This window comes from Cuneatibacter caecimuris (assembly GCF_004216775.1).
GTDB classification, from domain to species: Bacteria; Bacillota; Clostridia; order Lachnospirales; family Lachnospiraceae; genus Cuneatibacter; species Cuneatibacter caecimuris.
In genome coordinates this window covers 595419-621948 of sequence record NZ_SGXF01000001.1, presented here as the reverse complement: position 1 = coordinate 621948, position 26530 = coordinate 595419, and the positions used below count along the sequence as shown (strand labels likewise).

Genomic DNA, 26530 nt, shown 5'->3' with positions numbered 1-26530 from the left:
AGGGCATGTCATTTTCAAGCCGTGTCAAAGAAGAGCTGTCCCGCCAGATGAGCCAGGCCAGGCATTGCAGAATTGCAGAACTGGCTGCAATGGTGAGCTGCTGCGGGCATGGCTTTCAGTCAGATCGCGGAGAGATCTGCCTTCGGATACAGACAGAAAATATTACAGTTGCAAGAAAGTGCTTTACTTTGCTGCACAAAACGTTTAATATAAATACTGATATATCTGTGAAAAGAAACGCATACCTGAAAAAGAACAGGATTTATACGCTTTGGATTCGTGACGGCGCAGAGGCGCGCCTGGTGATGCAGGCGCTGAAGCTGAAAGAAGCGCCGGACGCCGGCGGAGAACTTCTGGCGGAGAGCCTCATCGTGCAGCAGCCCTGCTGCCGCAGGGCATTTATCCGGGGCGCGTTTCTGGCTTCCGGTTCCATCAGCGATCCGGAAAAGTTTTATCATCTGGAGATGGTGGCTTCCAGCCAGATGAAAGCAGAGCAGCTGAGGGATATTGTGAATACTTTTGCAATGGAGGCTAAGATTGTTACACGCAAAAAATATTTTGTGGTCTATCTGAAAGAGGGAAACCAGATTGTTGATTTACTGAACATTATGGAAGCATATGTTTCCTTAATGGAGCTGGAAAATGTGCGTATCCTGAAAGAAATGCGCAATTCCATCAACAGGCAGGTGAATTGTGAAACTGCCAACATTCATAAAACTGTTTCAGCAGCCGTGTCCCAGATAGAAGCGATCGAATATATCCGGGATATGATCGGGCTGGATGGGCTTCCTGAAGGACTGGAGGAGATCGCCAGAATCCGCCTGGAGCAGCCGGAAGCGACCCTGAAAGAGCTGGGGGCTGCATTAGATCCGCCGGTAGGGAAGTCGGGGGTCAATCATCGTTTGCGCAAGCTAAAGACAATCGCGGACAGTTTGCGAAAATAAGGAGGAGAATTATGATTACAAAAAAAGTCAAAGTGGAAATGACCGCATGCGCGGACCCTACGCCGGTCGCCATGCTGGTGCAGGTTGCCAGCCAGTATAAAAGCAAGATTTATCTGGAATGCGACAATAAGAAAGTGAATGCAAAGAGCATCATGGGGATGATGTCTCTGGCGCTGGGTACAGGAGATCATGTGACATTAATTGCCGAGGGGACAGATGAAGGAGAAGCGCTGGACAAGATTGAATCATATCTGATCGGTGCATAATTGATACATAGAGGGGCAGAAACCGGCCGGATTGGCCGGTTTTTGCCGTTACAATACAGGAAAGGATAAAAGAATGGCGTTTACACATCTGCATGTGCATACAGAGTACAGCCTGCTGGACGGTTCCTGCAAAATCAAAGAATTGGCCGCCCGGGTGAAAGAACTGGGCATGGACAGCCTGGCAATTACGGATCATGGCGTGATGTACGGGGTCATTGATTTCTACAGGGCCTGCCGGGAAGAGGGGATCAAGCCTGTCCTGGGATGCGAGGTCTATGTGGCGCCGGGCTCCAGGTTTGACCGGGAACCTGGGGGAAGCGGAGACGACAGGTATTATCATCTGGTGCTGCTGGCAGAAAATGACACAGGATATCACAATCTGATGAAGCTGGTGTCCAGAGGATTCCTGGATGGTTTCTATTATAAACCCAGGGTGGATCTGGAATCCCTGCAGGAATTTCATGAAGGCATTATTGCTCTGTCTGCCTGTCTGGCGGGCGAGGTACAGCGAAGCCTTGCCAGAGGCAGGTATGAGGAAGGAAAAAATGCGGCGCTGCGTTACCAGGATATATTCGGAAAGGGGAATTTTTTCCTGGAGCTGCAGGATCACGGCCTGCCGGATCAGCGAACCGTGAATATGGGGCTTTTGCGCATGAGCGAGGAGACCGGAATAGAGCTGGTGGCTACAAATGATATTCATTATATTAAGGCAGAAGACGCAGCAGCCCATGATGTGCTGCTGTGCATCCAGACAAATAAAAAAGTCAGTGATGAAAACAGGATGCGGTATGAAGGGGGGCAATTCTACTGTAAATCTGAGGAAGAAATGCGCGGGCTTTTCCCTTATGCCCTGCAGGCGCTGGAAAATACCCACAAAATTGCGGAGCGCTGTAATGTTGAGATCGAATTCGGCGTTACAAAGCTGCCCAGATTTGACGTGCCGGAAGGATTTACTGCCTGGGAATATCTGTGCCGTCTCTGTGAAGAGGGGCTATCCAGACGATATCCCGGCCGGGAAGAGGAGCTGCGGCCAAGGCTGGAATATGAGCTGAACACCATTAAAAATATGGGTTATGTGGATTATTTTCTGATTGTCTGGGATTTTATCCATTTTGCCAGGGAACATGATATTATTGTGGGGCCTGGCCGGGGCTCAGCGGCAGGAAGCGTGGTTTCTTATTGTCTGGAAATTACAAGCATTGATCCCATGCAGTACCAGCTGCTGTTTGAACGTTTCCTGAATCCGGAACGTGTTTCCATGCCGGACATAGATATTGACTTCTGCTTTGAACGGAGGCAGGAAGTCATAGACTATGTGGTGGAGAAGTACGGCAAGGACCGGGTGGTGCAGATTGTTACCTTTGGAACTCTGGCTGCCCGGGGTGTGATCCGGGATGTGGGACGGGCGCTGGATCTCCCCTACGCCCTTTGCGATACTGTGGCTAAAATGGTGCCAATGGAGCTGAATATCACCATTGACCGGGCCCTGAAAGTGAACCCGGAGTTTAAGTCAGCTTATGAGACGGATGAACAGGTGCGCAATCTGGTGGATATGGCCAGGAAGCTGGAGGGCCTCCCGAGGCATACTTCCATGCACGCCGCAGGCGTGGTGATCAGCCAGGCGGCGGTGGACGAATATGTCCCTCTGTCCCGAGGGACAGACGGAGCGGTGACCACGCAGTTTACCATGACGACTCTGGAAGAGCTGGGGCTTCTGAAAATGGACTTTTTGGGGCTGCGCACGCTGACTGTGATTCAGAATGCCGTGCGTCTGGTCAGTAAGAGCAAAGGAATTGCTCTGGATATAGAAAAAATTGATATGAACGATCCCGAAGTACTGGCGTCTATCGGTACCGGAAGGACCGAAGGAGTGTTCCAGCTGGAAAGTTCCGGCATGAAAAGCTTTATGAAGGAACTGAAGCCGGAGAGTTTGGAAGATATCATCGCCGGGATCTCCCTGTACAGGCCTGGCCCCATGGATTTTATCCCGAAATATCTGAAAGGGAAAAATGACAAAGGTTCCATTTCCTACGACTGCCCGCAGCTGGAACCGATTCTGGAACCTACCCATGGCTGCATTGTGTACCAGGAGCAGGTGATGCAGATTGTGCGCGATCTGGCAGGATATACCCTGGGCAGAAGTGATCTGGTCCGCCGGGCGATGTCCAAAAAGAAAGCCTCCGTTATGGCGAAGGAACGGCAGAATTTTGTTTACGGCAATCCCGAGGAGGGCGTTCCGGGCTGCATCAGCAGGGGAATTGATGAAAAAACAGCGGATCTCATTTTTGATGAGATGACGGATTTTGCCAAATATGCATTCAACAAGTCCCATGCGGCTGCATATGCCGTAGTGTCATATGAGACTGCTTTTCTGAAATATTATTATCCGGTGGAATACATGGCCGCGCTGATGACTTCAGTGATGGATAATGTGGGCAAGGTTTCGGAATATATTCTGACTTGCCGCCAGATGGGAATATCTATATTGCCTCCGGATATTAATGAGGGGGAAAGCGGGTTTTCCGTGTCCGGCGGGGCGATCCGTTACGGCTTGTCCGCGATCAAAAGCATCGGCAGGAACGTGATCGACGCCATTGTGGAGGAACGGGAGGCCAGGGGTCCCTATACCAGCCTGAAAGATTTTATTAGCCGCCTGTCAAACAAGGAAGTGAACAAACGGACTCTGGAAAATTTTATCAAGGCCGGAGCTCTGGACGGGCTGGGCGGGACCAGACGCCAGAAGATGATGGTTTACGTGATGGTGATGGATGAAGTGGCCAGAGAGAAAAAAGAAGCTGTCACGGGGCAGATGAGCCTGTTTGATTTTGTAGAAGCAGAAGATATGGGGGTGAAGGATACAGAATATCCTGATGTAGGTGAATTTGATCGCCGGGATCTGCTGGCATTTGAAAAAGAAGTGCTGGGGATTTACGTCAGCGGGCACCCCCTGGAAGAGGACGCGGCTGTAATTCAAAAACATGTGACAGCGTTCAGCAGCGCTTTTCATGTGGAAGAAGAAACAGGGGAGGCGGAATTGAAGGACGGAACCAGGGCCACAGTGGGGGGGATCCTGTCCGCCAAGACCATAAAAACTACAAAAACCAATAAAATGATGGCGTTTATCACCATAGAGGATATGACGGGCACTGTGGAAGCGCTGCTGTTTCCAAAAGATTACGAGCGTCTGAGAGACGTGCTGACGCCGGACACGAAGGTACTGGTCCAGGGCCGGGTGAGTATTGGAGATGAGGAGCAGGGGAAACTGATCGCAGACCAGGTCATCCCTTTCGAGGCCCTGCCCAGGGAACTGTGGCTGCAGTTCGAAGACATGGAATCTTTCCGGGACATGGAGGAAAAGCTCTATGAGCTGTTGGCCCCCTATGACGGAACAGATGAAGTGGTAATTTACCTGAAAAAACAGAAGGCATATAAAAAGCTTCCGCCCAGCAGAAATGTTAAGGTCTGTGCGCAGTTAAAAGAAGCGGTCTGCGGATGGCTTGGGGCTGAGAATGTCAAAATTGTTGAAAAAAAGACTATTGAAATGCAGCGTAAAATGCATTAAAATAGTCGGGAAGCACATAACAGTAAAAAGCATGAATCCGAACGGAGGCGTACCATGACTAAAAAGATAAAGACAATCGGTGTATTGACAAGCGGCGGTGATGCGCCCGGAATGAATGCGGCGATCCGCGCAGTTGTGCGGACCGCATTGACAAAGGGCTTAAATGTAAAAGGAATCATGAGAGGATACGCGGGACTTCTGAAAGAAGAGATTATTGATATGAACGGGACCAGCGTGTCTGACATTATCCAGAGAGGGGGCACCATCCTGTATACAGCGCGGTGCGAGGAATTCCGCCATGAGGAAGGGCAGAAGCTGGGTGCGGAGATCTGCAGGAAGCATGGCATCGACGGCCTGGTCGTGATCGGCGGTGACGGTTCCTTTAACGGTGCCTGCAAGCTGGCAAATCTGGGGATCAATACCATCGGACTGCCGGGCACCATTGATCTGGACATTGCCTGTACTGATTATACGATAGGATTTGATACCGCGGTGAACACAGCGATTGAAGCCATCGATAAGGTCAGGGATACCTCCACTTCCCATGAGCGCTGCAGCATCATTGAGGTGATGGGGCGCCATGCGGGATATATCGCCTTGTGGTGCGGCATTGCCAACGGAGCGGAAGATATTCTGCTGCCTGAGCGTTACGATCATGACGAGCAGACGCTGATTAATCATATTATAGAAAACAGAAAACGCGGGAAGAAGCACCATATCATCATTAACGCAGAAGGAATCGGGCATTCTGCAGCAATGGCAAAGCGCATCGAAGCAGCTACCGGCGTTGAAACAAGAGCTACAATCCTGGGACATATGCAGCGAGGCGGCACGCCTACGGCGAAAGACAGGGTATATGCGTCTATCATGGGCGCCAAAGCCGTTGATCTTCTGCTGGAGGGAAAGAGCAACCGGGTTGTGGCGTATAATCATGGCGATTTCGTGGATTTTGATATCAACGAAGCCCTGGCTATGAAGAAGGATATTCCGGAATACCAGTTCAATGTGAGCAAATGGCTGGTGCGCTGAGGTAAAAATCAGGAGAATAAATTATGCTGGATAATAAGGGAGCGGGCCCTCTGGGGAAACGCAGAGTGCTGTTCAGCTCCACACAGATCATCGCTCTGGGATTCCTGGGGGTGATATTCCTGGGTTCCCTGCTGCTGTCTCTGCCGGTTGCGGCAGCCAGCGGACAGGGGACTTCTTATATAGACGCCTTTTTTACGTCCACCACCAGCGTGTGTGTGACGGGGCTAACAACTGTGACCACGGCGGCGCATTGGAGCTTGTTTGGCAAGATCGTGATTCTATGCCTGATTCAGCTGGGCGGATTGGGTATCGCAACAGTATCCATTTCCTTTCTGGTGCTGCTGGGCCGCAGAATCACCATGAAAGAACGCCAGCTGATCCAGGAGACTTATAATCTGGATTCCATGGAAGGGATGGTGCGGCTGGTATACCGGATTCTGAAAGGCACCGCTGTGGTGGAAGGAATCGGCGCAGTATGCTGTTCTTTTGTCTTTATTCCCGAGTTTGGATTTTGGGATGGAATTTGGAAATCTGTGTTTCACGCAGTCTCATCATTCTGTAATGCAGGATTGGATGTTTTCGGTGAAACCAGCATGGCTGCCTATTCGGGAAATCCATGGCTGATGGCAGTCACCATGGCGCTGATCATCCTCGGCGGCATAGGTTTTCCTGTCTGGTGGGATGTGATCCATATTTGGCGCAGAAGAAAAACAGATATCCGCTGCAGGAAACATCCATTTCGTTCTCTGGGCCTTCATGCAAAAGTTGCGCTGACCACCACCGGAATACTGCTGGTTGGGGGGACGGTTCTGTTCTGGATTTTTGAATTCCAAAATCCGGATACACTGGGACAGATGGGGCCGGGGAAACAGGCTCTCAATGCGGCGTTCCAGTCGGTGACCACCAGGACGGCCGGTTTTTTTTCCATTGATCAGGGGGCGCTGAGGGGAAGCTCTGTGCTGCTGACTGTAGTGCTGATGTTTATCGGCGGTTCCCCTGCGGGCACCGCCGGAGGGATTAAGACCACTACAGTGGCTATGCTTGCGCTGACGGCATTGTGTACGGTCAGGGGCCGCAAAGATACGGAGATTTTTGGACGGAGGATTCCGGAAGAAAATATCCGCAAGGGGCTTGTGGTATTCATGATCAGTATGATTGTGGCTCTCACCGGGCTGATGGTGATCCTGGCGGCTGACGGGCACAGCTTTGCAGATTGCTCATATGAAGTGGCGTCCGCGATCGGAACAGTGGGGCTGACCAGGGGTATTACGCCGGAACTGTCTGTTATAGGAAAATTGGTGATTATTCTGTTGATGTACCTGGGCCGTCTGGGGCCTGTAACACTTGCGTTCGCTATGCTGAAGCGCAGGAAGACGCCTGCGAATCTGCGGGATCTGCCGGAGCAGCGCATGATAATCGGATAAACTGTTAGGAGAAGATTATGACGAGAAAAGCATTTGGCATCTTTGGCCTTGGGGATTTTGGAAAAAGTGTGGCTGTCACGCTGGCAAAGAATGGCGCAGAGGTGATGGCTGTAGATATTCGGGAGGATAAGGTACAGGAAGTGGCTGATCATGTGACAATGGCTGTGCGCGCCGATGTGACAGATCCGGACGCCATGAAGGCGCTGGGGATCCACAATCTGGATGCGGTAGTGATTTCCAGCGGGGCTAATCTGGAAACCAGCATTATGGCCACAATCATCGCCAAAGAATCCGGAGTCCCGTATGTGATGGCCAAGGCGCGCAGCGAGCTCCATGCAACAGTGCTCAGGAAGCTTGGAGTGGACGAGATTATTTTTCCGGAAAAGGCCATGGGCGAACGGGTGGCGAAGAGCTTCCTGTCCGGTAATTTCATTGATATTATAGAACTTTCGTCCAAGTTCAGCATGGTTGAGATTCTGGCCCCTCAGGGATGGGCGGGAAAGACGTTGAGGGAGCTGGATCTCAGGAAAAAGGGCCTGAACGTCATTGCCCGGAAAAACGGAGACGAGGTGGAAATGCAGCTGGACCCTGACCGGACTCTCAGCGCAGAGGACAAATTTATTCTTGTCGGCGACAATAACGCGCTGGAAAGGCTGTACGCATGATTACCAGCAGCGCGAATCCGAAGATGAAATATGTGATGCAGCTTCAAAAAAAATCCAGGTTCCGCAGGGAAGAGGGGGCTTTTGTTGTGGAAGGCCCCAAAATGTTTCTGGAGCTGCCCCGGGAACGCATCCGGCAGAGCTTTGTATCCGAAAGCTTTGTGCCCGGGCATGAGGAACTGATAGAGAAATATGGCTGTGAAATAGTAAAGGATGCGGTTTTCCGCGAGGTTTCGGATACTCAGACTCCCCAGGGGGTGCTGGCTGTGGCGGAACAGTACCGGTATACGGCTGAGGACATGCTCTCTGTCCGGCCGGCTCAGCTTCTGGTTCTGGAGAATATTCAGGACCCGGGAAATCTCGGAACAATGCTGCGCACCGGGGAAGCTGCCGGGGTGACCGGCGTGATCATGAGCAGAAATACAGTGGATATCTACAGCCCCAAGGTAGTACGTGCGACGATGGGGGCTGTTTTTCGTGTTCCATTTGTGACGGCTGAGGATCTGGAAGGCGGGCTGAAATGGCTGAAGGAAAAGGGCGTCAGGCTGTATGCCGCCCATCTGCAGGGGGCTGTGGACTATGACGGCCCGGATTATTGTCAAAACTGCGGTTTTCTGATCGGAAACGAGGCTTCCGGTCTGCGTGAGCAGACAGCAGCTCTGGCAGATGCCCGTATTAAAATTCCCATGTGCGGAAAGGTTGAGTCATTAAATGCGGCTGTCGCGGCTTCGGTGCTGGTATTTGAAGCAGCAAGACAGAGAAGGAAAAAGTCATAAATATGTAAAAAATCTGTTCAATCCCACAAGGTATTGTGGAAAATGGGTTTTGGACGTGTAAAAAAAGGTCGAAAACCGCCTTTAGTGGGGAAGGGTTGACAAAAGTTGTTAAGACTGGTATAATATCTCTGTAACAAAATTGTAACAAACGTTGCAAGAGTTTTAAGAGGATAGGAAAAATCTTCCTGTCCCGCATAATGGGAGGTAGGAAATGAAGTCGAAAAGTAAGTGTATCATAGGAGGCGCAGCCGCCGGTCTGGCAATGATGGCAGCAGTGGTCGGCATCAATGTGCTTCCAGGTGGTACGGGTACTTCTTCTGATGAAACTGTGCGTCAGGCGTTCAGTTCCGACAGCCTTAGAAGGCTGGATGACAAATTGCTGGCCGTACAGGAATTAGAACTGGCTTCAAAAGAAGAATTTCAGTATTTCGTGTCTACAACCAAGATAAAGGGAAATTCTTTAGCTGATCTGACCGGCAGCAGCGAACCGGAGGCTAAAGAGACAGAGACAACTGCGGCTGAAAAGGAAACGAAAGAGACTGAAGGAGAGTCTTCCACCAGTGGGAAGGCAGCAGAAGAAGATACAAAGAAGGAAGACGCCCGGTCTGAGAAAGAAAAGATGTTTGATCAGCTGGCCCTGGCCGATCCTTCCAAAGCAGAACCATATCTGAATATGCGCGCGGTGCCGGATACTTCCGGAGAAGTGCTGGGCAGGCTTTATCCCGGGGACGGCGGAACCGTGCTGGAGCAGCAGGGAGGCTGGACCAGAATGAAATCCGGTTCGGTGGAAGGCTGGGTATTTTCAGATTGTCTGCTTTACGGTGAAGATGCGCTGAAGGCATCGGAGGAAAACAATTTTGGGCAGATGGTGGCGGCTGTCAATTCTGAAGCGAGCATGAATATCCGCCAAAAGAAATCAGTCACCTCCACAATTATCGATATGGCGCTGCCCGGTCAGGTTTACCCTGTAGCCGAAGTCACAGAAGATTGGATAGGGATTCAGTATAATGAAAATACCATCGGATATTTATCCGCGCCTTATGTGACTGTGAGATTTGATCTGGGATATGCCGAATCCATGGAGGCGATCCGCAAGGCAGAAGAAGCGCAGCGCCAGAAGGCAGCAGCAGAGGCGGCCCGTCAGGAAGAGGCTGCAAAACAGCAGACTCAGGCGACTGCTCCGCCGCAGACGCAGCCGTCCACACAAACCCCGTCCCAGCCGGTGATAAACGGGAATCAACAGACTGCATTGAATTATACCCAGGCGGCTCCGGTGAGCCTGACGCCGGAACAGCGCACGCTTATGGCGGCGGTGGTTCAGACGGAGGCCGGTTCCAGAGCCTGCGAAGGGCAGTTGGCAGTGGCAAATGTAATTCTTAACCGGCTTCGCAGCGGAATCTGGGGAGGGACCCTGGAAGGGGTGCTGTATGCGCCTTACCAGTTCACCTGCGTGAGCAACGGCGCGGTGGCCGAAGCGCTTGCGACAGGAATTTCAGCCGCTTCTTACAACGCGGTGGATCAGGCTTGCGCCGGCGTGAATAATATCGATGACTACATGTATTTCTGCAGTCAGAGAAAAGCACAGCCCGGCCTGTATGTGAAATATATTCTGGTAAATGGCAATTGCTTCTATAAGAAAAGATAATATGAGTACATGAGCGAGAACAGCCCCGGGATGCCGGGGCTGTTTTTTGTTGCATGCAACAAAACCCTCCGGGGGGAATCTGCTTCTTACTTTACAGTATTAACTTGACTTTTAGAGGGAGGAAAGCTAGAATAGAAAAATAGTTAATGCAGCTGGATGAGAAATGAGGAGGGAGCAGGGATGAATCTGAAAGGACGCCATTTTCTGACACTGAAGGACTTTACCCCCGGTGAGATAGGGGAATTACTGGAGCTGGCCGCCAGGCTGAAAGCAGAAAAGAAGCAGGGAATCCGCCACGATAATCTGAGAGGCAGGAACATAGCCCTGATTTTTGAGAAGACCAGCACCAGAACAAGATGTGCGTTTGAGGTGGCTGCCCATGACCTGGGAATGCAGGTTACGTATCTGGATCCTGCAAGCTCCCAAATCGGCAAAAAAGAGAGCATTAAAGATACTGCAAGAGTATTGGGGCGGATGTTCGACGGTATTGAATACAGAGGCTATGGCCAGGAAATTGTAGAAGAGCTTGCGAAATACGCAGGCGTTCCTGTATGGAACGGCCTCACTAATGAATATCACCCAACGCAGATGCTGGCGGATTTATTGACGGTGCAGGAACAGTTCGGGCGTCTTAAAGGTGTGAAGCTGGTCTACATGGGCGACGCCAGATATAATATGGGAAACTCCCTGATGATTGCCTGTGCTAAAATGGGAATGCATTTTGTGGCCTGCACAGCAGAAGAATATTATCCTTCACGGGAACTGGTGGAGCTGTGCTGCGGGTATGCCCGGGAGTCCGGCGGCAGTGTAACCCTTACAGAGGATGTGGAAGCCGGGGCTTCCGGGGCTGACGTGATATATACGGATGTCTGGGTGTCCATGGGAGAACCGGAGGAGGAGTGGGCCCGCAGGATCAAAGCTCTGTCCCCGTACCAGGTAAACTCCAGGGTGATGGAGCTGGCTGGAGAAAAGGCGGTTTTTATGCACTGCCTTCCTGCCTTTCACGACTGGGAAACAAAGGTAGGAAAAGAAGTGGGACAAAAATACGGGATGCAGGCTCTGGAAGTGACGGATGAAGTCTTTGAAGGGCCGCAGTCGGTGGTGTTTGACGAAGCGGAAAACCGCATGCATACCATTAAAGCGGTTATGGCAGCTACGCTGCAGGAGTAATAATGCATATGGAGAACAGAAACCGGATATACCGCCGCAGAAGGATGGCAGAAGGAATGCAGGTAATCTGTGCGGTGCTGATCGTTATTGTGGCAGCTCTGGCATTTTTATATCAGGAAGATTACGCATGGTCGTTCCCGGTTGTTTTTGGACTGGCGGCCGGAATGAATATTTGGCTGGGCGTCAGGAGGCTGAGGAGCGGAAGAGGTGAAAAAAAGCTGTGGGCCCGGGCCTGGATGCACTTTATTTTCGGCGGTATCATGGCTTTGACTTTTATGATCAGTTTGGTTATGCTTTGGAGGTAAAATGAAAACCAGAATTCTGACGCTGCTGCAGGAAGCGGAAGGCTATCTGTCGGGACAGGAGCTGTGTGAAAAGCTGGGAGTTTCCCGGACTGCAATTTGGAAATGGATTAAAAAGCTGAAGGAAGAAGGATATGAAATTCAGGCGGTGCCCAATCGGGGGTACCGCCTGGTTGCGCGCCCGGATAAGGTAACAGAGGAGGCTTGCCTGAGCCAGATGGATACGGCCTGGGCAGGGCGGAATATCCGGTATTTTCCGATCACGGACTCCACCAATACCAGGGCCAGGGCGCTGGCTGAAGAAGGCGCTCCTCACGGAACGCTGGTGATAGCGGAGGAACAGACCGGAGGAAAAGGCAGACGAGGGAGGAACTGGTCTTCTCCAGCAGGCACGGCTGTCTATATGACAATTCTGCTGCGCCCTGTAATAGCGCCTCAAAACGCGTCCATGCTGACGTTGGTGATGGCTCTGGCAGTAGAAGAAGGCATCCGCAGGGTGAGCGGCCTGGATACAATGATCAAATGGCCCAATGATGTGGTTGCAGAAGGGAAAAAGCTCTGCGGGATTTTAACAGAGATGAGCGCCGATATGGACGGCATCCGCTATGTAGTGATCGGGGCCGGGATTAACGCGAATCAGGAAGCTTTTCCGGAAGAGTTAGCTGCAGCATCTTCTCTGCGCATTTTAAAGGGCAAAAAGGTGGAGCGCAGCGTTCTGATCGCTGAAACCATGAAGGCATTTGAAAAATATTATGAAATATTTGTCCGGACCCAGGACATGAGCGGACTAAAGGAGGTTTATGAACGCCGCCTTGCCAATATGGGCCGTCAGGTCCGGGTGCTGGATTCGCAGCCCTGGACGGGGACGGCAAGAGGGATTGACAGAAGCGGCGAGCTTCTGGTGGAGGACGGAGAGGGCAGAGTTCATACTGTTCTTTCCGGTGAGGTGTCTGTCCGTGGAATTTACGGATATGTGTAACCGCGAGAAGAAAAGGGGCCCGTGTCCCTGATGACAGGAGGAAGATGTGGAACAGGAGAATCTGGTGCTCTGCGGAGCCAATTCATATGAACAGAAGTATTACCTGAATCAGCAGTTTTCCGGGCTTCCGGAGCAGGTGCGCCAGGAGCTGCAGATCATGTGTGTGCTCTATACGGAAGAAGTGGGCGGAGTTCTTACGCTGGAATTCACGCCTGAAGGAGAGTTGATTTTCCGCACCCAGGCGGATGATTCCGACTATTTATATGATGAAATCAGCGGAGGTCTGAAAATCGGTGAGCTGCGCCGGGAAAAACAGGAGCTGCTGGAAGCTCTGGAATTATATTATCAGGTATTCGTTCTCGGAAAAAAGCCGGAGGATCTGCCGTGAAGCCGCTGAAAATAGGCGGCCTGACGCTGGAAAATCCGGTGGTGCTGGGGCCTATGGCCGGAGTGACGGACCTGCCGTTTCGTGTGCTCTGCCGGGAACAGGGAGCCGGGCTGCTGTATACTGAAATGGTCAGCGCTAAAGCGATCTATTATCATAACAGGAATACGGATGCGCTGCTTCAGGTTTCGGAGAAAGAACGTCCGGTGGGCGTGCAGCTGTTCGGCTCTGATCCTGATATGGTCGGTGAAATGGCAAAAAGGATTTCCGGCGGCCCATATGATATCTTTGATCTGAATATGGGCTGTCCGGTGCCAAAGGTAGTGAACAATGGAGAAGGTTCCGCCCTGATGAAAAATCCTGTACTGGCAGGAAGGATTTTGGAAGCCCTGGTGAAAGCAGTTCCTCAGCCGGTTACAGTGAAAATCCGGAAAGGGTTTGACGAGGAGCATGTGAACGCTGTGGAAATCGCAAAGATTGCCGAGAGCTGCGGGGTGGCCGCCATTACAGTGCATGGGCGGACCAGGGCGCAGTATTATTCAGGAAAAGCGGACTGGGATATTATCAGGCAGGTAAAAGAGGCAGTTTCCATTCCGGTAATCGGCAACGGCGATATCTGTTCGCCCCAGGATGCGAAGAGGATGATAGAAGAGACCGGCTGCGACGGTGTTATGGTGGCGCGGGCGGCCAGAGGGAACCCCTGGCTCTGCGGCCAGACAGCGCGTTTTCTTATAGCCGGGGAACTGCCCGTGGAGCCGGAGCTGGAAGAGGTGAAGGAAATGATGCTTCGTCACGGCAGGCTGCAGGCGGAATATAAGGGGGAATATCAGGGAATGCGGGAAATGCGCAAGCATATTGCCTGGTATACGGCGGGATTCCCTCACAGCGCTGCGGTCAGAAGGCAGTGCAATGAGCTGGAAACCATGGCTGATCTGGAACAGCTTGTACAGCAGGTGGGCCGGAACGCGGAAAATGTCAGGAAAACCTGAATGCGCGAGGGTTGACAGACAGTCGGGTTTCAGCTATAATACTTTGAATGTACCCGGTAAACAGAATGTCAGGGACATATTTTCAGGAGGAAATGACCAATGGCGGATGTAAAGAAAAATATTTTAACTTATGCAGGCCTGAAACAGCTGGAAGACGAGCTGCAGGATCTGAAGGTGAACAGAAGAAAAGAAGTCGCTGCGAAGATCAAGGAAGCCCGGGAACAGGGAGATTTGTCCGAGAACGCGGAATATGATGCCGCCAAAGATGAACAGCGCGACATTGAGGCGCGGATAGAAGAACTGGAGAAGATTCTGAAGAATGCAGAGGTCGTGGTGGAAGATGAGATCGACCTGGGCAAAATTAACATTGGCTGTAAGGTGAAATTGTACGATAAAGAATTTGACGAAGAAATAGAGTTTTATCTGGTGGGATCCACAGAGGCTAACAGCCTGCAGAATAAGATTTCAAACGAGTCTCCTGTAGGCCACGCGCTGATCGGCCACAAAGTAGGGGATACCGTGGAAGTGGAAACCCAGGCCGGAATGATGGAATACAACGTTTTGGAAATCATCAGAGTGAGCTGACAGAAGGAGTGTACAACGTGGCAGAACAGAACCAGACAAAGGAACAGGATATTCATCAGCTGCTCAAAGTCCGCCGGGATAAGCTGGCGGAGCTGCAGGCGGCGGGGAAGGACCCTTTTCAGATAACAAAGTATGAGCCGACAGCTCATACGGCAGAGATTAAGGATAATTTTGAAGAGAATGAAGGCAGGGATTTCTCTGTAGCCGGCCGGCTGATGAGCAAGCGGGTGATGGGAAAGGCTTCTTTTTGCAACCTGCAGGATGTATCAGGAAATATTCAGGCATACGTAACGAGAGATGACCTGGGAGAAGAAGCATATAAAGAATTCAAGCGCATGGATATCGGCGACCTTGTGGGCCTGGAGGGCTTTGCTTTCCGCACCAAGACCGGCGAGATATCTCTGCATGCCAGGAAAGTAACGCTTTTGGCCAAGAGCCTGCAGATCCTTCCGGAGAAGTATCATGGCCTGACCAATACAGATCTGCGCTACCGCCAGAGATATGTGGATCTGATTATGAACGAAGAATCCAGAGATACTTTTATTAAACGTTCTAAAATCATCTGGGAGATCAGGAATTATCTGAACGGCGAGGGCTTCCTGGAAGTGGAGACGCCCATGCTGGTATCCAATGCCGGAGGAGCTGCGGCAAGGCCATTTACCACCCACTATAATGCTTTGGACGAAGATGTAAAGCTGCGCATTTCCCTGGAGCTCTATTTGAAGCGCCTGATTGTAGGCGGTCTGGAGCGGGTATATGAAATCGGCCGGGTATTCCGCAACGAGGGCGTGGATACCCGCCACAATCCGGAGTTTACGCTGATGGAGCTGTATCAGGCTTATACAGATTACCACGGCATGATGGATCTGACAGAGAACATGTACCGCACTGTGGCTCAGAAGGTGCTGGGAACCACCACGCTTCATTTCGGCGATCTTGAAATAGACCTGTCCGGGCCTTTTAAGCGGGTGACCATGGTGGATGCGGTGAAAGAATATACCGGTATTGACTGGAACGAGATCCATACCCTGGAGGAAGCAAGAAAGGCAGCGGATGAAAAGGGGATTCATTATGAGGAACGCCATAAAAAGGGCGATATCCTGAGCCTGTTTTTTGAGGAATTTGTAGAGGAACATCTGGTTCAGCCTACTTTTGTTATGGATCATCCCATAGAAATTTCTCCTCTGACGAAGAAAAAGCCGGAGAACCCGGAATATGTGGAGCGCTTCGAGCTGTTCATAAACGGGTGGGAAATGGCTAACGCTTATTCTGAACTCAATGATCCCATTGACCAGAGAGAGCGCTTTAAAGCACAGGAAGAGCTGCTGGCCCAGGGCGATGAAGAAGCCAACCATACGGATGAGGATTTCCTGAATGCCCTGGAAATCGGGATGCCGCCTACAGGCGGGATCGGTTTCGGAATTGACCGGATGATCATGCTGTTTACAGATTCTCCTGCAATCAGGGATGTGCTGCTGTTCCCCACAATGAAGTCAATTGGCGGGTCAGATACTCCGAAGAAGGCGGAAAAGGCAGTGACTGAAACAGCCTGTGCTGATGCCGATAAAATGGCGGAAGCAATTGATTTCTCTCATGTGAAAATCGAGCCGCTGTTCGAAGAAATGATAGATTTTGAGACTTTCAGCAAGTCTGATTTCCGTGCAGTAAAGATTAAAGAATGTACCGCGGTTCCCAAGAGCAAGAAGCTGCTTCAGTTTACACTGGATGATGGAACAGGAACGGACCGCACAATTTTAAGCGGAATCCACGAGTATTACGAGCCGGAAACGCTGATTGGAAAGACTGCAATCGCCATTGTAAACTTGCCGCCTCGTAAAATGATGGGAATTGATTCCTGTGGTATGCTGATTTCTGCGGTGCATGAAGAAGATGGAAAAGAAGGGCTTCACCTGCTGATGGTGGATGATCACATTCCGGCAGGAGCGAAACTGTACTGATCTTCATTTACAAGAAAAAATCAGTATTATATCAAAGATTTATTAAGGGGGTGCCGGTTAATACCGATTTTTAACCTCTGACAGCCAGGGAGGAGACAATCCCATAGAATTCGGGTTTCTTTTAGCCGGAATTCTCTAGGGGATCGTCTTCTCCTTTTTTCCTTCGTACTTTTCGGTTTCTTGATGTATGAGCCGATGGTGTATGAATATAGAATGTTCTGAGGATGGATTTAGGAATACAGAAGAGATAATAAGAAAAAGCAGCCAATCCGTGTGAGCGCTTTACTTCTTGCTGTTCAGTTTTTTTATAATGCCGGGGATATATGCCATTAATTTGGGATCCAAAAATAAACTCATAATAATGATGGTGGATACAAATTTAAATCTATTAAACTGAGAAACCTAATGGAAGAAATGACCTGTTGTATCACAGGACACAGAGATATACCGGATGAACAGCCTGTGCCAAACGCAACCGTTACATGGTGGAACATTCAGACCGTGTAATTGCAGTGCATGACGGTCGGGAAAAAGGCGGTAAGTTAGAAGATTTGTTTTACGCACTAATTTCGGAAGGAACTGCGGGAAATACCGATAGGGCTAAACTTGGACAAAAACAGGACAAAACCGGAGATAAAAAAGAGGAGGTACAGGCTGCTCTATGGTATAATAAATAATCAATCAACTTTTATGAAAACTGGAAACCACAGTTTGAAAGGAGCAATTGCATGAAACACGTATGTATGCTTATATCTGTGGCTGATATAGACGCCGCGAGAAAATTTTATGAGGATCTGTTTGGATTAGAGGTGTTTCAGGATTACGGAAAGAACATCGTCTTTACCTGCGGCCTGGCATTGCAGCAGGATTTTGACTGGCTTGTGAATCTGCCGAAAGAAAAGATATTAAAGAAATCTAACAATGCGGAAATCGTTTTTGAGGAACAGGGCTTTGACACTTTCCTGAACAAGCTGAAAGAATACCCGGAAATTGAATATTTGGGAGAAGTGGTCGAACATAGCTGGGGCCAGCGGGTGATCCGGTTCTACGATTTGGATGGCCATATCATTGAGGTTGGAGAGGATATGAAAATGGTAATAAAGCGTTTTCTTAATTCCGGCATGGCCATGGAAGCGGTTTCTGTGAAAATGGATGCTTCCGTAGAGGACTTAACGAAACTTCTGAATAGTTAATGTACGGCAGGTGAATAAACAAATTTATATTTTCGGAGGTGTGTAAAGGATTGTTTCTTAAAGCTGAAAAGTAACAATATTAAGAAGCTTCTGTTGCAAAAACTCTAATGATATTTTGTAACCAGTGATTGTGGCTGACGGAGGAAACGAATATGGATGTTCAGAAAATTATCAGCTTAGTAACAAAGACGCAGGGGTTCATAAAGAACCGTGAAATGGCTGCTCATGTGAAAGAAAAGGGTTTTGCAGACTATGTAACGCAGGTAGATATTGCCGTGCAAAATTTCTTAAAGAAGGAACTGTTTGCCCTTGCACCGGATATTCAGTTTCTTGGGGAAGAAACCGGTTTGCAGGAAATGAAAGCGGATAGTTTTTGGATTTTAGACCCGGTTGACGGGACTACAAACCTTATGCACGATTATCAACACAGTGTTGTATCTTTAGCCCTTTGCCGCCGGGGGGAAATTGTTATGGGGATCGTGTATGACCCCTTCCATGAAGAAGTGTTTTCAGCGGTTAAAGGGGAGGGCAGCTTCCTAAATGGACAGCCCATACATGTATCAAAAGCAGAAAAACTATCCGACACGATGATTGGACTTGGAACAGCAAAAAGGGAGCTGGCCGATGAAAACTTTGCCCGGTTCCGCAGAGTGTTCAGCCAGTGCCAGGATGTCCGCAGGATTGGTTCTGCCGCTCTGGAACTGGCATATACCGCCTGTGGCAGACAGGGAGGATATTTCGAGATATATCTGAATCCCTGGGATTATGCTGCCGGCTTGCTGTTGATTCAGGAGGCTGGCGGTCAAGTGACCGATTTTACGGGGAATCCCCTTGATCCGAGGAAAGGCAGCAGCGTTGTGGGAACAAACGGATATATCCATACAGAACTGCTAAAGTTGATATAACGGGTAAGAAACAGCATTCGGAGAAAAGTATATGATATGATTGCATACTGTGGGCTGGATTGTGGAAAATGTAACGCATATCCTGCAACAATCAATGATGATCAGGCGTTGCGTGAGAAAACTGCAAAACGGTGGGCAGAGTTAAATAATGCTCCCATTTTGCCTGAATATATCAATTGCGAAGGATGTTGTGTTGATGGAATTAAAACTGTATTCTTCGAGAGCCTTTGCGGAATTCGTCAGTATGCATTGAAAAAAGATGTGACGGCATGCGGTGGCTGTCTGGACATGGAAAGATGTCAGATTGTTTATGAGACTACATCAAATTATCTAGAAACTTCGGACAATCTGACAACTTTCGTTTTTATTGAGGATAACACAAATGAAATTATTTTTGCTCTTGAAGATGGAGAAGAGGTTGGATTGCTTGCGAGTTTAGTACAACAGCACTAGTATTTTTCTGGAACCCGAATATTAGCTACATTACGAAATCTATATTTTTCTACCATATGCTTCTTCATACGAACCAAATTGTAACGGTAACAATCTGCTATGCCATCCGCAAAGGAGTCTGCATTACCTTTCCTTAACTGTTGGAGCGCAAGAACGACTTGCTTGTTGAGATATGAAAGTGCATGTTTCTTAGACGGATAATAAGCAAAATGGTGCCCCCATTCAAGAAGATGATTGGTTTCAGATAATATAACATATAAAGGCTCTAACGTGGTATGTTTCATTATGGCTTCCAAAATATCTGCCAAATAAACAGAGTCAGAAGAAGTAAATCTATCTGTCAACTCGTCCAGCTCTTCACCAGTAAACTGTGGAGCTGCAGCTAAAGCGGCCGGGCGAATAATTAGCACCATTAGCTGCAGGGCGTGAAGGTAACGTAGTGATTTTTCTACAAAACCAGAATTAAGAGCCAGCTGATGAAGTTTTGTACTATCGGGTTCTATCACTATAGTGCCTTTACCGTTTAATGTCTTTACGAAGCCTCTTTGTTCAAGTTCTGACAAAGCCTTTCTGACTGTGGATATAGAGACATCATACTGGCCGGCCAGTTGCTTTTCATATGGAAGGAACATTCCAACAGAATATTCTCCAAGGCCGATTTTTAGATTCAGGTCATCAACAATTTTTGAGTAACAATAATCCTGACCACGCATGGGATTCCACGAAAACTTCAAACTAGTTTGTGAAGGGCATAGGGGAGTGTCCTCTGACAGATGATTTAACGTATTTTCAATGAAATCTGTAAGTTTCTGATACATATCTGAGAGCAGGTTGTACTTTATGAGTGGATCATGGCCTTTTAAAATATCTGGAATGGCCTTGGATGCAGGTACAGCTTCCTGTAAAAAATGCTTAGAGAAATAAGTGTATTCTTCTGTAAAAAATGAAAGTTTGTTATAAAGGCCAAACGTAGAATAGAGTTCGCTGAATAGGGAATTACCGCCTATTCTTAATATATCATATCCTAATTTAGAGGGAGGACGCCATCCACCGGCGGTATATCCTAAACGCAATGCTTTCACTGCCTTTTTATAGTGAGGCAGTACCTCCACATCGCATCCCTGCAATGCAAAAACCAAAAGTGAAGGAAGTATTAGAGCAAAAGTTTGATATACCTGTAAAATCCCTTCCTTTTGTTTTAAAATCTCAAAAACAGTGTTTGAGGAATTACAAATATCTTTTGTTGAAACAACAGTCGGTGAAAGACGAGGCTGAATATCAATTAATCCTTCTTCCCTCAATGCGTCAAAAACGCGGTTAATCGTATATCTGCTAACGTGGAATTGTTCGCAGTACATTCTTGAAGACGGCAAGGCATTTCCATGAGGTATCTGCCCATCTAAAATACTCTGCTTAATTTCGTTATATACAAATGAAAATTTTGTTTCTTGTGGTTTCATAACTCGTCTCCTATCTGCCTGATTATATCATAATGAATCCATTTTGTCAGCATTAAAAAACGCAAACCTATTTGCACACCTTACCAATATGTATATTGCCAGTATGTAAGGATGACATTTATAATATAAAGGTAAAATTATTTGGAAAGAGTTTATGAATCATGGAAAAACAAAAAATGTAAATTGCGGACTAGTCAGAAATGAATCGCGCTCTTTTAGTGGATATTATGGAATAACAATATCATGTATCAATCAAAAAAAGTGAAAAACCAGGTGACGATATGCTTTCTGAACGAGATAGAGGGCAGTACAGACAGCATTTAAAAAGGAGAAATTGTGATCATGAATCTAAAAGATTGTTATATAAAATTTGGCGGTGATTTTGATGAGGTATTGGGCAGACTGCGGCGTGAACAAATCGTACAGAAATTTGTTTACAAATTCTTGGACGATAAAAGCTTTCACTTGTTTGAAACGTCTATGGATAATAAGGATTATGAAGAGGCTCTGAGAGCCGTTCATACACTGAAAGGGATTTGTCAAAATCTTGCTTTTACCAGATTATTTGAGAGCAGTAATATGGTTACAAAAGCATTAAAAGAGAACGATTGGAATACGGCGATCGATATGATTCCGAAATTATCAATGGATTACTATGAAACAATTAATGCTATTAACGAGTTTAAAAGTTCCAGGGAGGAATAACATCAATGGAAAACAGTGAAAAAAAGAATTCTACAACACGTTTTCTAATATGCAGTTTCATTGGGCTTTTGATATTCAGTATTATTATTTTCAGTCTGCTCGGAGTCTATATGAGCCGGAAAAGTAAAAATACTGTTTATGAAATAGGGAATATTTATATGTCCGGAATGAATGAACAGATGTCCAGACATTTTGAAACTGTGATTAAATTACGTTTTGATCAGGTCAGCGGCGTTGTTTCTGTTGTCTCAACAGATAGCAAAGATAGGGAGAGTCTATATGAAGAACTTATTTACAGAACGCAGGTCAGGGGCTTTGACTATTTGGCACTTTGTTCTGCTAAGGGGGATTTTCAGACACTTTATGGACAATCCATACAGCCGCTTAATCCAGAACCTTTTGTTGAAGCATTATTACAGGGGGAGCAAAGAGTCGCTGTGGGCGTTGATGCTGATGGTAAAGAAGTGGTATTGTTTGGCGTTGACGCTGCTTACCCGATGCACAATGGAGATAGGAGTACTGGCCTGATTGCAGCCGTTCCTCTGGAATATATTACTGATTTCCTTTCCTTAGAGGGCGATGGGCAGATGATGTATTATCATATTATCAGGCCAGACGGTAGTTTTGTTATACAGAACCCCAACACGGAGTTGTGGCATCTATTTGAACAACTACAAAAGCAGCTTGATCCTACAGCCAATGAGTTATCTGTTGATAATTCTATTAAAGAATTTGGTGCCGCACTAAAAAATCACCAGGAATTTGCTATGACATTTGAAGTAAAGGGCGAAGAACGGCAAATATACGGTATCTCATTACCCTATTCTGAGTGGTATTTAGTATCTGTAATGCCTTATAGTATATTGGATGATGCCATAAATAATCTGAGCAGCCAGCGTATATTTATGACACTATTATCCTGTGCTTCAGTTTTGATTATTCTTACATTGATTTTTCTTCGGTATTTCTCCATAACCCGTTCTCAGGTGCATGAATTGGAGACAGCCCGGCAGGCGGCTCTTGAAGCGAACAAAGCCAAAAGTGAATTTTTAGCAAATATGAGCCACGATATCCGTACACCCATGAATGCTATCGTGGGCATGACTGCCATTGCCACAACCCACATAGATGACCGGAAACAGGTACAGAACTGCCTTAGAAAAATTACATTATCGAGTAAACATCTATTAGGGCTGATCAATGATGTTTTGGATATGTCTAAAATTGAAAGTGGGAAATTAGCTTTAACAACAGAACAAATTTCATTAAAAGAAGTTGTTGAAGGAATTGTTAATATTATGCAGCCACAGGTTAAGACAAAAAAGCAAACTTTTGACATACATGTTGAAAATATCTTAACAGAAAATATGTGGTGCGACGGCATCCGCTTAAATCAGGTTTTATTAAATCTCTTATCAAATGCAACGAAATATACACCGGAGGGCGGTTCGATACAATTATCCCTTTCTGAAGAAGAATCCCCGAAAGGTGAAAATTATGTCCGAATTCATATCAAGGTCAAGGATAACGGAATTGGTATGTCGCCAGATTTCCTGAAAAAAATATACGAATCCTATAGCCGTGCGGATGGGGCCAGGATACATAAAACTGAGGGCGCCGGTTTGGGAATGGCGATTACTAAGTACATTGTGGATGCAATGGAAGGAGTCATTGATATAAAAAGTGAGCCTGATAAAGGTACCGAGTTTCTTCTCACGTTTGATTTTGAAAAGGCGGCTGCAGTGGAAATGGATATGGTTCTTCCCTCGTGGAATATGCTGGTGGTTGATGATGACGAATTATTATGTGAGACAGCCACGGACGCACTAATATCTATCGGAATAAAAGCTGAATGGACATTAAGCGGAGAAAAGGCGATAGAGCAGGTAATTCAACACCATAAAAAGAGAGATGATTATCAAATCATTTTATTAGATTGGAAACTGCCAGACATGAATGGGATTCAGGTAGCAAGAGAAATCCGGCGTAATTTGGGAGATGACGTACCGATTCTGCTGATTTCCGCATACGACTGGAGTGAATTTGAGGCGGAGGCCCGTGAAGCGGGGATTAGTGGTTTTATTTCCAAGCCCCTTTTTAAATCCACTCTGTATCATGCTTTGCGTCAGTATATGGGCATTGAAACGGAAGATGACCAGACATTGAATCAAGATATCGATCTATCCGGACGTCGTATTCTGCTGGCCGAGGATAATGAACTGAACTGGGAGGTTGCGAAAGAATTGCTGTCCGATTTAGGGGTAGCGTTGGATTGGGCAGAGGATGGCCAGATATGTCTGGACAAGTTCCAAAGTTCACCAGAGGGTTATTACGATGCCATTCTTATGGACATACGAATGCCGCATATGACAGGATATGAGGCCACAAAATCGATTCGGGGCCTGGACCATCCCGATGCCTTAACTATTCCAATCATAGCTATGAGCGCAGATGCTTTTTCTGACGATATACAGCATTGCTTGAAATGTGGTATGAATGCCCATATAGCAAAGCCGATTGATGTGGTAGAGCTGACCCGCTTATTAAAAAGATATTTATCATAATTTACCTTAGACGGTTAAACTGTCATTACAGCAGATGGTTGGGTGACAGATCCATTTATCAGTATTGGGGAAAACGCCCCGGGAAAAGTGACTTAAACCCCGAATTGCTTTTTCAAAAACCGGAAAAACCCACAAAAAGTTTTCATTGGGGTATTGTTCACAAACAAGATTATCCCTGCATTGACGGAGGAGGTGATAACATGGGAAATTAGCTGTATTTGATATATCTGAATCGGGCGGTAAAATTGCAGAAAAATTGCTTATGCTGTTAAATACCCGTCAGAGGCAGGAGTTAGTAAATTATCTTCTTGCTTCAAAAGGGCAGCAGAATAATCTGGCCGACAGCCCATGTGATATTCCAGAAACTTATTGCTCCCGAAAAGCAGTCAACAATCATGTGAGCAATCTGCGGAAGAAGTTGAAAATTACGTCGGATTCCCCGGACCACATCAAAAGCGTTGTCGGCGTTGGTTATAAATTTGAAGCGCCGTAATATAAACCATGAAATTGGCTGGTAGTTGGATGTAGCTAAAGTGTGGCCCCCGGTATCTATCTGCTTCGCTTAATGCGGGTAATCGTCAAGAATGGAAGTAAGCCGCCTTGACGATTATCTGTGATTATGTTACTATTGACCGATGATGTGACAGCGTTTTGCGCATTATAAAGACAGATTGATTGGAGAAGCAAGGAGCAATAAAATGAACGAAAGAATTTTAGTGGTGGATGACGAAAAAGAGTTGGCAGATTTGGTTGAAGTCTATCTGAAAAACGATGGATATACTGTTTATAAATTTTACAATGGTACGGATGCGTTAAGGTGTATTGAGTCTACCCACTTGGATTTAGCCATATTAGATATTATGCTCCCGGATATTGATGGCTTTCAAATTTGCCAGAAAATCCGGGAGAAATTTTATTTTCCTGTGATTATGCTGACAGCAAAAGTAGAAGATGGGGATAAAATCATGGGGCTGTCCGTTGCGGATGACTATATCACGAAGCCGTTCAACCCACTGGAAGTGGTTGCCCGCGTGAAAGCGCAGTTAAGGCAGTATATGAGATACAGACAGCCGCAGATCAAGCAGGAGGATGAATGCAGCGAATATGATATAAGAGGAATGACGATCAGTAAGAAAAGCCATAAATGTATCTTATTTGGAAAAGAGCTTCAGCTGACGCCGACAGAGTTCTCGATTCTCTGGTATCTGTGTGAGAACCAGGGGAAGGTTATCTCAACGGAGGAATTATTTGAAGCGGTATGGGGAGAAAAATACATGGATAACAATAATACTGTTATGGCCCATATCGGCCGGCTCAGAGAAAAAATGAAGGAACGGGCAAAAAATCCGAAATTCATAAAAACTGTGTGGGGAGTGGGATATACCATTGAAAAATAGAAAGAAAACAAATTTTGAAAATGACTATTTACTTTTAGAAAACAGATTATTCATGAAGATGATGCTGATGATGGTATGTTCCCTTCTGGTTATAGCAGGTGTTTATCTGTTTATTTTAAAAGACAATTTTGCGAATGCCGTAGTTGCCATTTTAGAGCATTTTATTTACCACGACCGTGATGAGGCCGCAGTCGTCTACCTGAAAACCTTCAAGAGATATGAATTCTGGCTTTTCCTGCTGGCGATTTTGGGCGTGTTTTTTGTGGTTTTTCGTATGTTTGTGGGCAATGTTTCAAAATACTTTAAGGAGATTAACCGTGGCATTGATTCTCTGGTGAATGAAGATGCCCAGGATATTGCTCTGCCGGCAGAGCTGGCTTCAACAGAAAGAAAGATCAATTCCATACGGCATACCCTGACGAAAAGAAAAACGGATGCCGAGCTTGCGGAGCAACGGAAAAATGACCTTGTTGTGTATCTGGCCCATGACTTAAAAACGCCGCTTTCATCGGTGATCGGTTATTTGACGCTCTTAAGGGATGAGGGCCAGATTTCCGATGAGCTCCGGGAACGGTATTTATCTATATCGCTGGATAAGGCAGAGCGCCTTGAGGATCTGATTAACGAATTTTTTGAGATCACGCGGTTCAACCTTTCCAATATAACGCTTATATACAGTAAAATCAATCTGACGAGGATGCTGGAACAGTTGGCATATGAGTTTAAACCGATGCTGGCCGAAAAGAACCTGAAACTGGAATTTGAAATGCAGCCGGATATTTTTATTTCATGCGATGCAAATAAAATGCAGCGTGTATTTGATAACCTGCTGCGAAACGCTGTCAGCTATTGTAACGCAGACACGAGCATTAAGATAGCTGCAGAGCAGATAGAAGATCATGTTTCAATCAAAGTCATGAATGAGGGAAATACCATCCCGCAGGAACGGTTAGAAAGAATATTTGAGCAGTTTTACCGCCTGGATGTATCACGAAGCTCCGCAACGGGCGGAGCCGGTCTGGGACTAGCCATTGCAAAGGAGATCGTTGTACTTCATCACGGGCAGATTACCGCCCGAAGTGAGGATGGTTTTACCTGTTTTGAGTTGTCATTGCCGGTTGTAGGAAAATCGTAAGAAAGTCCGTTGAAAATCGTATATTATCCGCAAAGGAAAGCG

Annotated in this window: 24 protein-coding genes and 2 pseudogenes; 25 read left to right on the top strand and 1 reads right to left on the bottom strand. The window is 47.2% G+C overall.

Annotation, left to right across the window (positions count from 1 at the left end):
- Nucleotides 1-5: 5 nt before the first annotated feature.
- The 19 genes and pseudogenes from whiA to EV209_RS17050 all read left to right on the top strand — a co-directional run.
- Nucleotides 6-944 carry a DNA-binding protein WhiA gene (gene whiA, locus EV209_RS02945; RefSeq protein ID WP_130432886.1) on the top strand — a complete coding sequence of 313 codons (939 nt, stop codon included), beginning with the start codon at nt 6-8 and terminating at the stop codon, nt 942-944.
- 11 nt (nt 945-955) lie between these two features.
- A complete protein-coding gene (locus tag EV209_RS02940; protein ID WP_130432884.1) occupies nt 956-1210 on the top strand; it encodes an HPr family phosphocarrier protein in 255 nt (84 codons plus the stop codon).
- A 73-nt stretch (nt 1211-1283) separates the two neighbouring features.
- Nucleotides 1284-4772 (top strand): DNA polymerase III subunit alpha, encoded by a 3489-nt coding sequence (locus tag EV209_RS02935; RefSeq protein WP_130432882.1) that lies wholly within the window; start codon nt 1284-1286, stop codon nt 4770-4772.
- Between the two features lie 54 nt (nt 4773-4826).
- Nucleotides 4827-5801: a 6-phosphofructokinase gene (pfkA, locus tag EV209_RS02930; RefSeq protein ID WP_130432880.1), complete on the top strand. Its 975-nt coding sequence runs from the start codon at nt 4827-4829 to the stop codon at nt 5799-5801.
- 23 nt (nt 5802-5824) lie between these two features.
- Nucleotides 5825-7225, top strand: a complete 1401-nt coding sequence (locus EV209_RS02925) for a TrkH family potassium uptake protein (RefSeq protein WP_130432879.1) — start codon at nt 5825-5827, stop codon at nt 7223-7225.
- A gap of 17 nt (nt 7226-7242) precedes the next feature.
- Nucleotides 7243-7890: a potassium channel family protein gene (locus EV209_RS02920; protein WP_130432877.1), complete on the top strand. Its 648-nt coding sequence runs from the start codon at nt 7243-7245 to the stop codon at nt 7888-7890.
- Nucleotides 7887-8663, top strand: a complete 777-nt coding sequence (locus tag EV209_RS02915) for a TrmH family RNA methyltransferase (protein ID WP_130432875.1) — start codon at nt 7887-7889, stop codon at nt 8661-8663. Before EV209_RS02920 ends, EV209_RS02915 begins: the two co-directional genes overlap by 4 nt.
- A gap of 211 nt (nt 8664-8874) precedes the next feature.
- Nucleotides 8875-10308: a cell wall hydrolase gene (locus EV209_RS02910; protein WP_130432873.1), complete on the top strand. Its 1434-nt coding sequence runs from the start codon at nt 8875-8877 to the stop codon at nt 10306-10308.
- A 180-nt stretch (nt 10309-10488) separates the two neighbouring features.
- Entirely contained in the window at nt 10489-11478 is a 990-nt protein-coding gene (argF, locus tag EV209_RS02905) for an ornithine carbamoyltransferase (protein WP_130432871.1), read from the top strand.
- A gap of 8 nt (nt 11479-11486) precedes the next feature.
- Nucleotides 11487-11783, top strand: coding sequence for a DUF6637 family protein (locus EV209_RS02900; RefSeq protein ID WP_130432869.1), 297 nt, complete (start codon nt 11487-11489; stop codon nt 11781-11783).
- Nucleotide 11784: 1 nt separating this feature from the next.
- The gene (locus EV209_RS02895; RefSeq protein ID WP_130432867.1) at nt 11785-12759 is read left to right on the top strand and encodes a biotin--[acetyl-CoA-carboxylase] ligase; all 975 of its coding nucleotides are present in this window, start codon (nt 11785-11787) and stop codon (nt 12757-12759) included.
- Between the two features lie 46 nt (nt 12760-12805).
- Nucleotides 12806-13147, top strand: a complete 342-nt coding sequence (locus EV209_RS02890) for a DUF6145 family protein (protein ID WP_130432865.1) — start codon at nt 12806-12808, stop codon at nt 13145-13147.
- Entirely contained in the window at nt 13144-14133 is a 990-nt protein-coding gene (dusB, locus tag EV209_RS02885; protein ID WP_130432863.1) for a tRNA dihydrouridine synthase DusB, read from the top strand. Before EV209_RS02890 ends, dusB begins: the two co-directional genes overlap by 4 nt.
- A gap of 99 nt (nt 14134-14232) precedes the next feature.
- Complete coding sequence (greA, locus tag EV209_RS02880; protein ID WP_130432862.1) at nt 14233-14718, top strand: transcription elongation factor GreA; 486 nt, start codon at nt 14233-14235, stop codon at nt 14716-14718.
- Between the two features lie 17 nt (nt 14719-14735).
- Nucleotides 14736-16676, top strand: a complete 1941-nt coding sequence (gene lysS / locus EV209_RS02875) for a lysine--tRNA ligase (RefSeq protein ID WP_130432860.1) — start codon at nt 14736-14738, stop codon at nt 16674-16676.
- A gap of 482 nt (nt 16677-17158) precedes the next feature.
- On the top strand, nt 17159-17353 hold the full coding sequence (locus EV209_RS17055) for a hypothetical protein (RefSeq protein ID WP_330520704.1): 195 nt from the start codon (nt 17159-17161) through the stop codon (nt 17351-17353).
- A gap of 51 nt (nt 17354-17404) precedes the next feature.
- The gene (locus tag EV209_RS02865) at nt 17405-17869 is read left to right on the top strand and encodes a VOC family protein (RefSeq protein ID WP_130432858.1); all 465 of its coding nucleotides are present in this window, start codon (nt 17405-17407) and stop codon (nt 17867-17869) included.
- 152 nt (nt 17870-18021) lie between these two features.
- Nucleotides 18022-18774, top strand: coding sequence for an inositol monophosphatase family protein (locus EV209_RS02860; protein WP_130432856.1), 753 nt, complete (start codon nt 18022-18024; stop codon nt 18772-18774).
- A gap of 36 nt (nt 18775-18810) precedes the next feature.
- Nucleotides 18811-19042: pseudogene (locus EV209_RS17050) on the top strand (DUF3795 domain-containing protein); the annotation flags it as partial.
- A gap of 181 nt (nt 19043-19223) precedes the next feature.
- Here EV209_RS17050 and EV209_RS02850 read toward each other — a convergent pair.
- On the bottom strand, nt 19224-20687 hold the full coding sequence (locus EV209_RS02850) for a GntR family transcriptional regulator (protein WP_130432852.1): 1464 nt from the start codon (nt 20685-20687) through the stop codon (nt 19224-19226).
- A gap of 342 nt (nt 20688-21029) precedes the next feature.
- Here EV209_RS02850 and EV209_RS02845 point away from each other — a divergent pair, with 342 nt between their 5' ends.
- From EV209_RS02845 to vanS, 6 genes and pseudogenes are all read left to right on the top strand, one after another.
- Entirely contained in the window at nt 21030-21392 is a 363-nt protein-coding gene (locus tag EV209_RS02845; RefSeq protein WP_130432850.1) for an Hpt domain-containing protein, read from the top strand.
- Nucleotides 21393-21397: 5 nt separating this feature from the next.
- Complete coding sequence (locus EV209_RS02840; protein ID WP_130432848.1) at nt 21398-23956, top strand: hybrid sensor histidine kinase/response regulator; 2559 nt, start codon at nt 21398-21400, stop codon at nt 23954-23956.
- A 35-nt stretch (nt 23957-23991) separates the two neighbouring features.
- Nucleotides 23992-24126 (top strand): annotated as a pseudogene (locus EV209_RS17045) (GNAT family N-acetyltransferase); the annotation flags it as partial.
- Between the two features lie 92 nt (nt 24127-24218).
- On the top strand, nt 24219-24449 hold the full coding sequence (locus tag EV209_RS02830; RefSeq protein ID WP_130432846.1) for a winged helix-turn-helix domain-containing protein: 231 nt from the start codon (nt 24219-24221) through the stop codon (nt 24447-24449).
- 205 nt (nt 24450-24654) lie between these two features.
- The gene (gene vanR-D, locus EV209_RS02825; protein WP_130432844.1) at nt 24655-25353 is read left to right on the top strand and encodes a vancomycin resistance response regulator transcription factor VanR-D; all 699 of its coding nucleotides are present in this window, start codon (nt 24655-24657) and stop codon (nt 25351-25353) included.
- Complete coding sequence (gene vanS / locus EV209_RS02820; RefSeq protein ID WP_130432842.1) at nt 25343-26488, top strand: vancomycin resistance histidine kinase VanS; 1146 nt, start codon at nt 25343-25345, stop codon at nt 26486-26488. The genes vanR-D and vanS overlap by 11 nt, the downstream gene beginning before the upstream one ends.
- Nucleotides 26489-26530: the final 42 nt, after the last annotated feature.